Origin of the sequence: Stieleria sp. JC731 (assembly GCF_020966635.1) — a bacterium.
Classification (GTDB): domain Bacteria; phylum Planctomycetota; class Planctomycetia; order Pirellulales; family Pirellulaceae; genus Stieleria.
The window spans coordinates 1,097,503-1,113,888 of record NZ_JAJKFQ010000001.1 but is presented as its reverse complement, the minus strand read 5'-3'; the positions used below and the strand labels follow the sequence as shown (position 1 = coordinate 1,113,888).

The window sequence follows — 16,386 nt, the reverse complement described above, 5'->3', positions numbered from 1 at the left end:
TTCCCAAGGGATTCTCCCTCAACGCTGTCCCCGGACGGACTGATTTAGTCGGAAATACTGGAACTCGTCGGTTGGCAAGTCGTCTAACCCTCACGGAACGGTCCGATTTCCCACCCAACCAGAACGTTGATAAAGCGGGCGAGGGAGATAATATAGGGCCAATATTCAGCTTGGCTAATTTTTACGGCCTGCATTTCCAGCGGAATGCGGGGATTTGGCCAGCAGAATACGACCTCCTCCGACCTGCCCTGCGACCGAATTCCGAGTCCCGGCTAACACGTTCTACTTCATCTCTCCGGATTTCCAGATGAAAAGCCTGCGTCAGTTGCTCCGCCGTCAGAAAGCCAAGAGTGCGGAACGATCCCAAAAGAGTCGCTCCAATCGCAATGGCAATACGCGACGGTTGAATTCACAAACTTTGGAGCAGCGCCAGTTGCTGGCCGCAGATTTCAATGCTGCACACAACTATTGGCACGCCCATGACGTCAACCAGGATCGCGTGATCTCTCCAAGTGACGCTTTGGCGATCATCAATTACATCGCCGTCAACAACGCCGGAGCACTGGGTGAAGGCGAAGACGTTGGCTCGGGTATTGACCCCTTCGCTGGACAAAAGGTCGATGCCAATAACGATGGTGCCGTCACCCCATCGGATGCCCTTTCGGTTATCAATGCGGTTGCCCGTGGCGAACAGATGACCGCCCTGGTTGAACTGTTCTTGACCGCTCGTGACGCCGACGACAACTTGCTTCCGGAAACCAACGGTGTCATCACGGTCGGTACCGGCGAAGAAAACTCATTCTTCCTGGAAGTTTCTTACAGCGACCTTCGAGGTTTCGGTGACGACCTCGGTGCCTTTACGATCTTCACCGACATCGGTGTTAGCCAAGGCGGAATTCTAAAACCGGTTCTTCGAGAAACCCAGCAGATCGTTATCGACGAAGCCATCCGTAGCAGCAGCTCTGGTTTCGTAACGGTCGGACGCGAGGGAACTTCAACAACGGTTGACATTTCATTGGCTGAAATCCAAGGCGGTTTCTCAGCAGCTTTAAGTAACGCGTTGGTCAACACCTTCGGGATGGACGCTGGCGACTTCAGCATCTCAGAGCCGACCGCTTTGAAGGGCGAGAATGGACAGAACCTAGGTTTCGAAATCTTCTACGGTGCTGACGACCTCGGAAACGTCGATATTCCAGATCTAACGTTTACGCCAAACTTCGACAATACCGTCGACTTCACGTTCCGCGAATTCGCACCGTTCGAAGCCGATGGCGTCACCCCCAATACCGCAGCCGTGCGATTCAACTTGGACACGCGCAGCCGCACGCTGAACGACAACGAAGAATTTTACGACCTCCTAAACCGAGGCAACTACAGCCTTGCCGAAGGCTTTGATGAAGTCGGCGGTGTTGGTGGAGCGAACCCACGTGGTGTTCGCGATGCAGACGATAACGGTCAGTTGATCGAACCATTTGATGCTTTTCGTATCGAAGTCTTCTTGGATCAGCCAGTCTCGGATTCGAATCCTCTGGTCGTTGACGTCAATCCGGGCGAAGGCCAGGACCCGTTGACCCTTTACGGTACGAACGACGCTGTCACCGAAGACATGATCATCATTGATGAAGATGCTCGTGTGACCTTCAGCACCGGTGCAGTTATCAACACTCCACCGACCGTTTCGCCCGTGCCTTTGACGGTGACGGCAACCGAAGATGACGGAACCAGCGTTATCGATTTGCTTTCCGGTGCGACAGATGCCGACGGCGACACCCTGTCGGTTTCTAACTTCTCATTCACAGCTGGCGACACCAGCGGTGCGACCTTAAGCGGCAACAACGTCAACCTGGACCCATCGGCGTACAACACATTGGCAGTCGGTGAAAGTGTTGTCATCACCGCAACCTATGACATCATTGATGGCAACGGCGGTTCGGTCGGACAAACACTGTCGTTGACTGTTACAGGTGTAAACGACCCGCCAGTGGTCTCAGGACCGATTAGCGAAACTCGCAGCGAAAACGCGACGTCCTTTACCATCGATCTACTTCAGAACGCATCTGATGTTGACAGCAGCGACACTTTGGACGCGATCAACATCGTCCAAAACGGCACCGACGACGCGTCCGGAATCACCGTTGACGACACGAACAACCAGATCACCGTCGATCCTTCGGCCTATGCCGCTCTAAACGACGGTGAAAGCGTCACGGTGGTTTACGACTATCAAGTCTCCGATGGAAATGGCGGGACGGTCAACACCACCGTCTCGATTACGATCAACGGCGACACTCCCAACCAAAACCCAACGGTCTCAGGCCCCGTTACAGCAACCTTCAGCGAAGATGCTGGTGACGATACCGTTGACTTGCTTTCGGGTGCGACCGACCCAGACACTGGGGACACACTAAACGTTAGCGGATTGACGCTCGTTAGCGGTGACGCTTCGGGTGTAACCGTCAACGGAAATAGCTTGAGCGTTTCCCCATCGGTCTATAACGATCTGCAGCAAGGCCAATCCGAAACCATCGTCTATAGCTACAACATCATCGATGGCGAAGGCGGCTCGGTTGCACAAACCGCTACGGTCACAATCACCGGCGTCAACGACGCACCAGTGGTTGGCAACGCATTGAGCTTGACCGTTACCGAAGACGATAACAGCACCAGCTTGGACCTACTCACTGGTGCATCAGATCCAGATGCCGGCGACACTGTTTCGGTTGACGGACTGACACTGACCTCTGGTGACGCGAGCGGAATCACGACTTCGACAAGCAGCTTGTCGATCGATCCGTCGGCTTATAACTCATTGGCCGCTGGTGAATCCGAAGTCATCATCTACACCTACAACGTTATCGACGGATTCGGTGGCTCGACGCCTCAATCCGCTACTATCACGATCACCGGTGTTAATGACGCTCCAACTGTCGGTGCTGCGATTACAGCCACCGTCACCGAAGATGATTCGACGACAACAGTCGATTTGATCGCCGGTGCTGCCGATGCGGATACAAGCGATTCGCTGACCGTCGCGAACTTCACAACGGTCTCAGGTGATTCAACACCTTTCTCGGTCGTCAACGATACCACGCTGTCCTTCGACCCGAACTACTACAATAGCCTAGCGGCAGGCGAATCTGAAATCGTCATCGTCAACTACAACGTTGTCGATGGAAACGGCGGCTCCGCAGCTCAGACCGCAACCATCACGATCACTGGTGTGAACGACGCACCGACGGTTGGAAATGCTCTGTCGTTTACGTTTAACGAAGACCAAGGAACGCAGTCGGCGTCACTGTTGCAAGGAGCGACGGACCCTGACACCAATGACACCCTGTCGATTTCGAACGTGTCAGTCACTGGCGACGACGCCGGCGTCACTCGTTCTGGTGCCAACCTTTCGATCGATACCAGTGCCTACGGCGATTTGAATGACGGCGAATCGGCAGTCATCACCTTTACCTACCAGGTCACAGATGGAACTGTCAGCGTTAACCAAACTGCGACAGTCACGATCGAAGGTCGGGACGAAGGTATCCCAACGGTCACAGGACCGATCACGGTTTCGTTCGACGAAGATGACAACAATGGTGTCGTAGATTTGCTAGCCGGAGCAGCTGACCCGGATAACGATCCACTTTCGGTCATCAACGCGGTGATCACCAGTGGCGACGCAAGCGGCGTCACGATCGATGCGGCCAACAACCGACTTTTGATCACACCTTCGGCTTACAACGATTTGAACACCGGCGAAACTGCAGTCGTCGTTGTCAGCTACGACATCAGCGATGGAAACGGAAACAGCGTTTCGCAAACCGCCACCGTGACAATCATCGGCGAAGACGAACCACTGTTCATTCCGTCAACCATCTCTGGTCAGCTATTCATTGACCATGTTGAAAACCAACAAGAGGTCGCCAACAACGGTGCGACACCGATTCGAAATGGTGTACGTGACGCTGACGAACGAGCATTGGGAAGCGTCACGATTCGCTTGATGCAAGTCACCAGTAGTGGCGAATCTGAAATCGCATCGGTAATGACCAACAATGACGGCGAATACTCGTTCGATGGCCTCGAACCTGGTACCTACGTTGTTGAATACGACCTGCCTTCATCGGTGGTCTATACCGGCAGCAAGCGAGCCACGATCGTGGTCAGCGAAGATGGTGGCGAAACCATCTCGGGCCCAATGCTGAACGCAATCGGATTGTCCGGCACTCAACAGCGGATCGACCTACTTGCGAAGACCTACCTCGATGCCAACATCGTTGACACTGGCAGTGATGACTCAGGTGCATCTGGTGGATCCGTGCACCTGAACAGCGATGGCACGCAGCAAATGTTCATCGCCAGCGGTGACTTTGATGCCGAGTACGCGGAAGTCGTCTTGAATGATGCACGCGATGCCGCGTTGCTGACCATTATCGATGGAGCTGGCGAAGTTAAATCGGCTCGCTTGGACATCAACCAATTTGTTGTCACCGGTGACGGTCAAGGCATCCGTTTCTTCGGGATGATGCAAGACTTCAACTTTGTCCAGTCCAGCGATGAACTCCTACGTGACGAATTCGAAGACTATCGCAACGCGATTGATCAAATCTTGCAAGACATGTAGGCCATCGCCAAACGGCTGATCTTGCCAACCGCACCTCATTACCAGACAATCTTCGCTTGGTATTGAGGTGGCGTCGAGCTCTTCAGTGAGCCGGATGAGAGCGTTTGCGATCGCGAGCGACTTCTCCCAAACCGACTACGCCATCTGCCTTACATTAGTGGCGTTGCCCCGCGGGCCGCCGATGAAATTTCATCGGCGGCTTTTGTTTTGTAGTCCCCAACGGTTCGTCCATGCACGTTATTCGATTGCGACGCCCCTGGTTGCGACAGACCAATGATGATGCTCAACCAGTCCGGTGCGACGTTCCCGACACGAGCGATTTTCATTCTCCGCAGACACAGACGGTACTATATGAACGTCGCTTCAATTGCCCGACAGGGCTGGGAGATCACTCAAGGGTTCAATTGACTGTCACCGCGATGGCCGGGACATCGGGACAAATCTCGCTGAACGACAACATCATCTGGACCTCACCAGAGGCAGGCCTCAACCAACTGTCTGACCCAATCCAGCTCCAAATCAAAAATCATCTGGCTCCCACGAATCGTTTGATGATTGAAATCACAAACAACGATTCGCGCCCTCACCCCGAAGTCGCCCCGATTCTGAACGGCGAGGTCTACCTGGAACTGGACGAATCCGCCTGACGCTTTGCCCGGCTGCTGACGAACCGCTAACATAGGTTAGCGGAAGAATCTCAAAACGGTTCGATTGCAGACCGCCAGCTCCCAAGCCAAAGGTTTGCAGGTCCCGAGCTATATGTTTGTGACTAATCGAACAAACGTAGAACGAGCGAAGACAATGGAGTCCTCTAGACGATCGGCGAAACCTCAAACGCGACGTCTTGATCCACCAAGCGGTCGTCAAACTTTTGTAGCCTGGCTGCTGGCAATGGCTTTTGCCCTGACGCCAGCCTCTGCAGATGAGCCGGTTAGTATTCGACTTCAACAAAAGCTTGTCGGTCGGCACGATAACCTTCGCGTTAACACGATAAACTCGCTTCCGGCAGATTACCAAAGCCGGCTTGATGCGTTGCCAACAGTGATCGCATCGCTGGAACTGCTACGAAATGACCGCCGCTTTCGTGGCCCGGCCGGTAAGAACGAACCAGAATTACCCGAGGGTGTTCTGCTGATGATTCAGTTCGTTGGTCAAATGGATCGGCCCGAATCAACTCAAGCACTTTGCGAATTGCTCGACATGCCGCGTCCGACCTGGATCATGGCCGCTGCACAATCGCTGGGCCACCATCAACACCACAATTCGATCGAACAACTTGAGAAGTTAATCGACTCAGATCACTTCCCTGACAGCTATGGATTCCGTTTTGTGCTGGCACGTGCCCTAACGGAAATGAACCATCCAGACGCTTGGGAAGCTCTTGCACGATTGTCTGCACACGTCGATGGACAGCTTGCCTATCTTCTTGAGAAAGAATTCAACGAAGTGACCGCCGCAGGCTTTTTGGGCGACAAGGAGAGGTTTGACAAATGGCGAGACTCTCTTGGACTGAATTCCGCATCGAGCCTCCCAGATGATGAGGAAATGAAGCTGGAAAGCGGGATCAACGTTCTGGCAGACGCAATCAAAAAGCTAAATGGCAATCCGAAAACATCGAATCAGGTAGCAAGTACGCTTGAATTGCCGCAAAAGATGAACCTTTCGCCTGGACAATCGGCGGTGTCCTATTTGCGTCAGAAACGTTTATCTCCTTCGCACTACTACGGCATCGAAATCTACGCCAAAAGGCTGCTCTTTGTGCTCGACCGAAGCGGCAGTATGAATTCGGTTGTCTATGGTCAATCACGGATGGACAAAGCCAAACGGGAATTGATCGCAGCGATCGAAGGATTGGATCCGGAATGCGAATTCGGAATCATCGTGTTCGATACGGCCATTCGTCCTTGGCGATCAATGCTGGTCGAAGCCAACGAGCAAAACAAACGTGAATCGATCAACTTTGTTTCCAAGCTTTCCGGTGGCAATCGGACCAATACCTATGCCGCTCTGCGGAATGCTCTTGAATTTGATTCTCAACTGGAAGCCGTGTTCATGCTGACCGACGGACAGCCTACAACTGGCGCATTGGTCAATCCTTCGGCCATCCTGTTGGACATTCTGCGACGCAACGCGGTTCACAACATCACGATCAACACAGTCGCGATTTCTGTTGAACCTCCGATGGAATCATTTCTTCGCCAACTGGCTGAACCGAGCCGAGGCGAGTGTCGCGTTGTCGATTGATGAATTTCGCGACCTTGCCAGATTCACTGTCGCTCTTGAATTGTTAGCGAACGCAGTGTCACTGCGGTTGTCCTTCGTCGTTTCTATCGGTTCTATTCCTGAGCAAGAAATCTTCTCTTGCCTCGCCAGAACAATGGTTCCAAACCTTCGATAGCGGATCGATGGACCTGTCTGCACCGAACTGTTGATTTACCGAACGTCACTTGTCTGCTTCATCAATCGAATCCAAACTTTCAATCTTGGCCGATGCCGCCAAATACGACGCGTCGTGTGCGAGCAGTGGTTCCAAACGAGACAGCCGCGGGGGCCTGGGCAGCACCGAAGGCATGGGGATCTGCCATAGCTACACACCTGATGGTCGATGCGTATCGCTGCTGAAAATCCTACTCACAAACGTCTGCATTTTCGACTGCCAGTATTGTGTTAACCGGGTTAGCAGTGATACGCCAAGGGCTCGCATGTCGGTCGAAGAAGTCGTGCGTCTGACGATGGATTTTTACCGCCGCAACTATATCGAAGGCCTGTTCCTGAGCAGCGGAATCATTCGATCGTCAGACTACACGATGGAGCAATTGGTGCTTGTCGCTCAGACACTTCGTGAACGGGAATCGTTTCGTGGCTACATTCACTTGAAAACCATTCCCGGATCGAGTGAAGATCTGATTGAAAAGGCCGGACTTTATGCTGACCGACTTAGCGTCAATATCGAACTCCCAACGGTTAAAGACCTTCATACGCTCGCGCCGGAAAAGAAACGTGACGAAATTGAAGGGACGATGGGAAAGATCCATGTCCGTCGTGATGAAATCGCAACCGACCAAAGAATAGGGATTCGAACGCCAAAATTCGCTCCGGCTGGCCAAAGCACGCAGATGATTGTTGGGGCTACGGACACCAGCGATCGCGAAATTCTGGACACAAGCAGTTCGCTCTACCAAACTCATCGTCTGCGTCGGGTTTACTACAGTGCGTTCAGCCCTATACCGCATGCCGATTCGCGGTTACCCGGATCAGCACCGCCATTGATACGCGAACACCGGCTATACCAAGCGGATTGGCTGATTCGTTTTTATGGCTTTGATGCTGCCGAATTAACCACGCCAGAACAAGCCAACTTACCTCTCGATCTCGACCCCAAACATGCGTGGGCATTGGCCCATCGCGACATGTTTCCGATCGATATAAACAAAGCGTCCCGCGAGCTACTGCTTCGGATTCCGGGAATTGGTGAACGCGGTGTGAAACGCATCCTTCGAACTCGGAGGCATCACGCCATTCGTGACGAAGACCTTTCACGTCTAGGGGTCGTTTATAGACGCGCCCGACCGTTTGTAATTACGGCTGACCGACACCCAGGGCCGCTGCAAATCGACAGTCTCGATTTAAAGAAAAAAACTCAGCCCAAACAGCGTCAACTCATGTTGTTCGATGCATTGGAAAGTGCCGGAAACGGCCAAGTTTGATCAACAATGCATAGTGTGACGGCAACGACGTTTGATGATTGGCGGCTATCAGCTCGTACATTCTTGCAAGCCGAAATCGAACCATCAGCGATTCGCTGGATCGATCATCGTTCTTTGGCGACTCAGGCACAGCAGGACTTATTCGGTACATCGGTACCGCTCTCCCCTGCCCTGCCCCTCCCTGCTGATTTGGCGAACTCCAATCGGACCATCAATGTTCCGGCGTCGTTCCTATCAATCGCAAAGACGGTCTCGTTCCATCGCTCACCATCTCGCTGGGAGAATCTCTATGGCATCTTGTGGCGTCTGTCTCATGGGGAAAAACACCTGCTAAGCATTGCCAGCGATCCTGATGTGATCGAATTGGCAGCGATGGAAAAAGCGGTGCGACGAGATGCGCACAAGACGAAAGCGTTTGTTCGTTTCCGTAGCTTTCGTGACAATGATGGTGAGCGATTCGTCGCATGGCATCGCCCGGATCACTATGTGTTGCGTTATGTCGCTGACTTTTTCTGCAGACGCTTTGACGTGATGCGATGGTCAATTCTGACGCCCGATGAGTCTTGTCATTGGGATGGGGCCAAGCTGACATTCTCTGAAGGCTTGCCCCGCAGCTCAGCTCCTGCAGACGATGAAATTGAAGAGCTTTGGAAAACCTACTACGCAAACATCTTCAACCCCGCTCGTATCAAGCTGAAGGCCATGCAAGCGGAAATGCCCAAAAAGCATTGGGCAACAATGCCAGAAACCGAACTGATCGAACCGATGTTGCGCGATGCCCCACGCCGCGTCGAGCAAATGATTCAGTACACCGACTCAATCGCAAGTGCACAGTCTTTCGTTCCACAGCAAAAAGATATCGCAATACTTCGTGAAGCTGCGGCGACCTGCCAAGGCTGCGCGCTCTGTCATGACGCGACTCAAACGGTATTCGGTTCAGGGCCAGAAAACTCGCGGGCTGTGCTTGTTGGCGAACAACCAGGCGATAACGAAGACCAAATGGGGCAACCTTTCGTCGGACCAGCAGGCAAGTTGCTTCGAGAAGTTCTTCACGCTTCCGGAATCGACGAGCAAACAATCTACATGACCAATGCGGTCAAGCATTTCAAATTCACTCGATCCGGAAAACGCCGACTACACAAAAAGCCATCAGCGCGTGAAGTTGCAGCTTGCCGACCTTGGTTACAAGCCGAACTTGAAACGATCCGCCCCAAGCTTATTCTGTGTCTTGGCGCGAGCGCATCGGGAGTCATCTTTGGTCCGAACTTCCGCATCACCGAACAACGCGGACAGTGGTATTCATCGCCATATGCAGACCGAACACTAGCGACCTACCATCCATCAGCACTGCTGCGTGCTCCGCAAGATAAAGCTGCCGAAATGCGTCGCGAATTCGAGTCTGACATCGGCGAATTTGCCAAAGCTTTTCATGCCCTCTAGTACCGCCGCTTCTTTCGCGAATGATCCTTTCATCGTGTTGGATAGTTCACTGGCGACAAATCGTCTTCGGTCGTTTGGCCGACAGAGGCTCCTCGACAAGGCTGTGATCCAAAGTTAATCGAAGCGACTCGGAATGGCTCAGCTCCGTTCCTGAATCGGCTTCTACTATTTGCGATCCAATCATCTATAGGTGCTCATTCATTTGGCTGTGTTTCTTGACGCTCATTTTCTGTCGATCTCATAACCGGCACAGCAATTGCAATCCGATGTGCTCCGGCGCTTGCCCCAAATATCGACTCCTTAGACGACAGCCAACTAATGAACTCCATCCGAAAGATTGCATTCTTCGCCTTCTCACTCGCTGTTTTAGCTAGTTCACAGCAAGCAAGTGCAGGATTGATGACACTCGCACTGTCCATAGAGGGGGCACAGGACAATCACGTCGAAGTTGGAAAAACGTTCAACGTCAACGTCAAGTTGAACGGTCTGCAACCAGGGATGGGAGCCCTCTGGGGCGTTGGAATTAATTTGCCTGAAAATATCGTACTGGCAAATCCGATCGGTGCTCAACAAGGTTCTGCCAACTCCGTCAACTCGTTTTTTGGACTTGGGAAAAGCGACCTTTCCAAGCTTATGATTTCAGTGCCTTTGGTGGAACAATCGAGTTTCTCGTTCTCCGCTCTCGCCACGGGTGCGGGTGAGACGACTATCGACGCCAGTGGCTTCGCTGTCGGATTCGGATCGATGGGCAGTGGGTCACAATTTTTATTCGCTCCGCTGACCCAACAACTCAGTGTCACCGCTATTCCCGCAGTTCCCGATGTCGATCTGTTTGCCGCGACAGTTCCTGAGCCATCTTCTTTCGCGCTCTGTGGATTGTTCTTAGGTGCAGCATCCATCCGCCGCCGACGACGACATAACTGAGGACTCCGACCAGCATCGCTGATCGGATAATCACGCTAGATGCTGACTTTACTGATATTGGCTCACACCTTGATTTACTTCACGTCAGCACTTTAAGCAGCGAGTTTCGATTGATGAACAGCATCGCAATCCCAACAAGCGAGCGCCGCGATGGATTCCGCGGTGCGGGTTTAATCGCAACACATGTCGTCGCCTTCGCGATGATGTACCTGATTGTTGTTCGGATGAACTGGGTATTTAGCGACTTTTTCGCGTCAGTTCAGGTAACGCCGACAGCGAATTTCAAATTGGCTGCGATCGTATCCAATTGGCTCGATAGCAACACGACTGCGGTTTTCGCAATCTTAACCCTTCACGTTGCCGCGTTACTGTATCTATTGCGAAACCGTTCTTGCTGGGTGTCGACCTATTCACATGGCGTGTTGCTTGGAATGATCCTGGTAACATTCCTGTGGACTGGATGGGCCGCTCACACGATGGCATTCGGCGTGACTCAATCGCGGCAAAAAACGCCAGCTATCAACGCAGACTCGGTTGTCGCTTCGTCTTCGAGTATCGCGACCAATCAGATGGAGTTTGCCTCGATTGCCCGCTAGCTTCCTGCCGATCCCACTCTCGCTACAGCGCGATAAGGTCCGCACCGCATAGGTCAACGGCCCACATCGCTTCCGATTCTGTATCAAGTTCCCAATAGCTGCAGCCCTAGGTCCTTGCGGTTCTCAATCGTGACTTCATCGGGTTTTTCAGCAATATCAACAGGCTCTGATGCCTCGTCAGGTTCTGCAAATCTGGAAGCGATTGCGGCGAACTGTTGAGCAATGCGTTCGAATGCTTCGACCAGTCGAGGATCAAAATGTGATCCTGAATCGCCACAAATAATTTGCATTGCTTTTTCGTGACTGAAGGCTTCTTTATAGACTCGCCGCGATCGCAGTGCGTCATAAACGTCGGCGATGGCGACAATCCTGGCGGCAAGTGGAATCTGGTCACCGACAAGTCCATCCGGATACCCGCTGCCATCAAATTTTTCGTGATGAGATCTCGCAATATCGTGTGCCATGTGCAGAAACTTTGCATTGGGCGACTTTGCGATCGCACCTTCCAAACACTCCGCACCAATAATTGTGTGCGACTGCATCACTTCGAATTGTTCCGGTGTCAGCTTTCCAGGATGTAGCAACACGCTATCTGGAATTCCGACTTTGCCAATATCGTGCAGCGGGCTGGTCTGATAAACCAGTTGGATAAATTCCTCGTCGATGATGTCAACGAACTCTGGATCGGCGATCAATTCCTGAGTCAAGAAGCGAGCGTATCGCTGCACCCTTTCTAGATGCAATCCGGTGTCAGTGTCTCGGCTCTCGGCCAATTTTGCCAAAGCAAAGATCAAAGCTTCGCGAGTTTCGAGACTGAGCACGCGTTCGCCCGCCGCGACACGTTCGAGCAATTCGTCTTTGTTGAAAGGCTTTCCGATAAAGTCATCTGCTCCAGACCGAAGCCCCGTCACACGATCTTCCATCGCGTTGTTGGACGTCAACAAAATCGTATAGATGTATCCTTCACTATCATGTTTGCGAATCTGCTCGCACAGAGCCAAGCCATCCATGCGTGGCATATTCCAATCGCTGATAACGATTTGGAATGATTGCTCGGACAACTTCTCCAGTGCGGCATGCCCATCACTGGCGTCATCGGTGCGATAACCATTGGCTTTCAGGGTATGTTTCAACATCGATCGCGTTACCGGATCGTCGTCAACCAGTAGGATCTTTAAATCGCTCATGCTTGCTCCTGCAACGTTTTCTCGATCCAGTCGACGCAGCGTTCGATCCGATCACGTAGCTGCTCTGTATCTGTTGACGACAGCGCCGTAAAAGAATCCTTGCTCGTCGCCAATTCGATACTGCCAGCCGTTTCGGCTATCTGACAGGCCGAAACGTTCGCTGCCATCCCTTTCAAGCAATGAGCCGCGTCACGTATCGATCCTGGATCGTTGGCTGTTTGGCCAGCAGCGGCAGTCAGTTGCGATCCGATTGTCATTGCCTGCTCGGAGAACAAACGCAGCACCTCAAAGGCGGCTTCCTCGCTTCCTCCACAACGGTCCACGACCGAATCCAAATCGATTGGCGGTCCTTCTGGTGCAACGGGTGGTGCGCCGAGGTGTTTCCACAATACCGATGCAAACTGTTCACGAACGATTGGCTTGGTTAGGTAGTCATCCATCCCTGCATCTAGGCATCGCGTCCGATCTTCGGCGATAGCTTGCGCAGTCAGCGCGATGATCACGAGCGGTTGATCCGCTGCGGCATCCAACAATCCTTCGCGGTGCATTTGAAGCAGCCGCCCTGTCGTTTGGAATCCATCCATCTCGGGCATCTCGCAGTCCATCAGGACAACGCTATACGATGCCGCTTGCAATGCCTTGATTGCCTGTCTGCCACTTTCGACAGCGGTGGGAATAAAACCTAGGGAGCGTAGCAGTTCAGATGCAACGATGCGATTGACTTCATTGTCATCAACGACGAGGACTTGACGCCCGCCTCCGAAGTTAGAGGGTCGGGACGAAGTCACTGCTTTTGTAGCGTCGTCGTTTTGTGATTCTAACGCCAGTGAAGAATGAATCGTGTCTAGCAACTGCGACGAACGAATCGGTCTCGCCAATGCAACCGAGAACGTGTTGTCCGATTCATTGCTACCGATCAGCAGACGGTGTGGAATTGCATCCCATTCTTTGGGATGGCTTACTCCACTGACGATCGAATCACACGCGACAAGCAGTTTAAATGGTTCTGTGGTATTCGGCAGCGAATTTAGGTCAGTGGTATTGCGCTGCCAACGGACGTTTGCCCCCCAACGATCTAGATCGTCATAGATCATCTTGTTTTCGAGACTGTCTTCACCGACAAACAGAACATGGAGCGATTGCAAAAGTGACCGTTTCTCATTCGAATCCGTCGATCGCTCGATTCTTGATCGCAGCCTTGATCCGTCGCGTTGTACCGGTAATTCAAACCAGAATGTTGAACCTAGACCTTCTTTGCTTTCGACACCGATCTGCCCACCCATCGAATCAACGAGTTGGCGGCAGATAGATAGCCCCAACCCGGTTCCGCCGTAGCAGCGTGTCGTGCTCGAATCAGCTTGTGCAAACGAATCAAAGATCAAATCAACCCGATCGGCAGGGATCCCGACACCTGTATCGACGACTTCGAAACGTAACGCTTCGGAACTGCCCCTTGTCTGGATAGGTTCGACACTTACTGTGACGTGACCACGGTCGGTAAACTTGACAGCGTTTGCGATAAGATTGACCAAAATCTGTCGCAAGCGGTTTGAATCCCCGACAAAGTCAGACGGAACATCGGGTGAGATCTCTCGCACCATTTGCAGACCCTTTTCATGCCCGCGGTGATACAGCATTTCGACAGCCTCATCGACGACTTCACCGACATCGCAGATCTGTCGTTCAAGTTCAAGCTTCCCTGCTTCGATCTTTGAGAGATCGAGAACGTCATTGATTAGCTGTAAAAGCGACTTCGAAGACTGCTTCGCGATTCGCAGGTAGCGTTCTCGTTGACCTTCGCTTTCTGATTCTTCGATCAAGTCGAGCATTGAAATGATGCCGTTCAAAGGCGTTCTCATTTCATGGCTCATACCTGCAAGGAATTGGCTCTTCGCCTGGTTGGCTGCTTCGGCCTGTTCTTTTTCATATTGCAAACGTTCAGCGGTCATCCGTTCGGTGATGTCAGCAACGGTTCCTTCGTAATAGAGTGGCACCCCCGCCTCGGTGCAGACGATCCTTGCGTTTTCGCTAACCCATAGTGTCTCCCCGCCGCGTTTTCGAATCTCGGATCTGAAATCACTAACTTTTCCTGCCGCAGACATTCGACGCATAAATTCATGACGTCGTTCCGGATCGACGTAGCACTGCGTCGCCAGGTCCGTTATCGAACTGACCAGTTCGTCTAAGTTGTCGTATCCCAACAATTCGATTAGAGCTGGATTAGCCTTGATGAAACGACCTTCCAAAGTCGTTTGATAGATCCCCTCTAATGCTCGCTGATAAATTTCGCGGTACTGGTTTTCGGCATTTTCGCGTGCGGTGATTTCCGAATGAACGCGATGAATCACCCGGTTGTAGACCGTCGCGATCTGCCCGACTTCGGTGAAAGGCTCACGTCGCACGCGACGACGAAAATTCCCGGATTGGTAGTGTTGTTTCATACTTCCGAGCAACTCGACCAATTCCGTGCTGGCTTCATGTTCGGTTGTGTTCAATCCGTAGTACTCTGATTTCCGATCAACTCGCATCGGCCAAAAACGGTTAACGACTGCAAAAGTGATCGAGCTAATTCCGAACGTCCAGACAAAGACGCTTCCGACGCCAGTTGCTTGGATGCCCAACTGATCCCAACGGCTAATGCCAGGACCGAACAGAGCCGGATCAGCAAAGATTGCATAGGCAAGCGTTCCCCATACACCGGCAGCACCGTGGGCTGGAATCGCGTTGATCGCATCATCAATTTTCAATCGGGTAAGCAACTGCGTTGACGCCATGCAGATCAATCCGCCAGCGGAGCCGATTGCGATCGAAGACAGAGGACTTACCGCATGGCAACAGGCAGTGATCGAGACCAAGCCTGCGATGACTCCGTTGATCGTATCGGACAGCTCGAAAGTCTTTCCGAATAGGCTGGAAACCAAAAGCGGAAGGCATCCACCACACGCGGCAGCCAAGCAAGTATTCAAAAGGATCTTCGGCACCTCGTCTGACAGTCCCAAGACACTGCCGCCGTTGAATCCCAACCAGCCAAACCATAATAAGACGGCGCCCAAGACCGCGCTGGGCAGACTGCTGCCGCGAATCGGTCCGCGTTTGTGACTAAAACGCCCCAGTCGAGGACCGATCACGAGAATTGCAGCGAGCGACGTCCAAGCACCGACAGAGTGCACCATTGTGCTTCCGGCGAAATCGACAAAGCCCAACTCAGCCAACCAGCCAATGGACTGCCCGCTAAAGATTCCTCCCCATGCCCAATGCCCACAGATCGGATAGATGATCGCGCTAACGAAGACAGAGACGAACAGGTAGGCACGAAAACGCATCCGTTCAGCAACGGCCCCCGAGATGATCGTGGTCGCCGTTCCACAGAATGCTGCTTGGAAAAGGAAGAACGCGGTTAGTCTCGCCCCGCCGGCTTCAAAACAAAACTCTGTCGTACCGAACCATCCTTGATTGGATTGACCAAACATCAGTCCGAAGCCGACGATCCAAAAGCAAAGCATCGCGACGCAAATATCGGCCAAGTTTTTGGCGGCGACATTGATACTGTTCTTGGCTCGCGAAAACCCGCTCTCGAGCAAACAGAATCCTGCCTGCATCATTAAGACTTGGCCGGTACAAATCAGCACCCAAACCAAATCGATTTGTGAATTCCCCATGACTACCGTGCCCCGTCGCCAGTGCCCTGATCATCGAAGCCGTCGCATGCAAACAACTTTCGAATGAAAAACGTTCGATGCAGCCTAGGTCATGGAAAAAGTGATTCGCGTCACCACAAACGCTACAACAGTTCGCGTCGGTGTTCGGCGTCTGCTAACAGACACGACGGTATGAGTACTAACAGACAGCACAGTTAAAGATGGGGCGATGTACCCCCTCATCAAGTGATTACGTCGACTGCATGGAGGCAAACC

Annotated in this window: 9 protein-coding genes; 7 read left to right on the top strand and 2 right to left on the bottom strand. The window is 52.5% G+C overall.

From position 1 onward, the window contains the following. Positions 1 to 307 precede the first annotated feature (307 nt). The 7 genes from LOC67_RS03675 (at position 308) to LOC67_RS03645 (ending at position 11,285) form a co-directional block, all read left to right on the top strand. The gene (locus LOC67_RS03675) at positions 308 to 4,618 is read left to right on the top strand and encodes a cadherin-like domain-containing protein (RefSeq protein ID WP_230261159.1); all 4,311 of its coding nucleotides are present in this window, start codon (positions 308 to 310) and stop codon (positions 4,616 to 4,618) included. A gap of 230 nt (positions 4,619 to 4,848) precedes the next feature. After that, entirely contained in the window at positions 4,849 to 5,265 is a 417-nt protein-coding gene (locus LOC67_RS03670) for a hypothetical protein (RefSeq protein ID WP_230261158.1), read from the top strand. Between the two features lie 154 nt (positions 5,266 to 5,419). Beyond that, a complete protein-coding gene (locus LOC67_RS03665) occupies positions 5,420 to 6,862 on the top strand; it encodes a VWA domain-containing protein (protein WP_230261157.1) in 1,443 nt (480 codons plus the stop codon). A gap of 203 nt (positions 6,863 to 7,065) precedes the next feature. Continuing rightward, complete coding sequence (locus LOC67_RS03660; RefSeq protein WP_230261156.1) at positions 7,066 to 8,325, top strand: putative DNA modification/repair radical SAM protein; 1,260 nt, start codon at positions 7,066 to 7,068, stop codon at positions 8,323 to 8,325. Positions 8,326 to 8,331: 6 nt separating this feature from the next. Beyond that, entirely contained in the window at positions 8,332 to 9,765 is a 1,434-nt protein-coding gene (locus tag LOC67_RS03655) for a UdgX family uracil-DNA binding protein (RefSeq protein WP_230261155.1), read from the top strand. A 318-nt stretch (positions 9,766 to 10,083) separates the two neighbouring features. Next, entirely contained in the window at positions 10,084 to 10,689 is a 606-nt protein-coding gene (locus LOC67_RS03650) for a PEP-CTERM sorting domain-containing protein (RefSeq protein ID WP_230261154.1), read from the top strand. A gap of 113 nt (positions 10,690 to 10,802) precedes the next feature. Next, positions 10,803 to 11,285 (top strand): hypothetical protein, encoded by a 483-nt coding sequence (locus LOC67_RS03645; RefSeq protein WP_230261153.1) that lies wholly within the window; start codon positions 10,803 to 10,805, stop codon positions 11,283 to 11,285. Positions 11,286 to 11,368: 83 nt separating this feature from the next. On the opposite strand, the gene LOC67_RS03640 is transcribed toward LOC67_RS03645, so the two are convergent. Together LOC67_RS03640 and amt are read right to left on the bottom strand one after the other, a co-directional pair. Further along, positions 11,369 to 12,472 (bottom strand): response regulator, encoded by a 1,104-nt coding sequence (locus LOC67_RS03640; RefSeq protein WP_230261152.1) that lies wholly within the window; start codon positions 12,470 to 12,472, stop codon positions 11,369 to 11,371. Beyond that, the gene (amt, locus tag LOC67_RS03635) at positions 12,469 to 16,131 is read right to left on the bottom strand and encodes an ammonium transporter (protein WP_230261151.1); all 3,663 of its coding nucleotides are present in this window, start codon (positions 16,129 to 16,131) and stop codon (positions 12,469 to 12,471) included. Before amt ends, LOC67_RS03640 begins: the two co-directional genes overlap by 4 nt. Between the last annotated feature and the right edge of the window lie 255 nt (positions 16,132 to 16,386).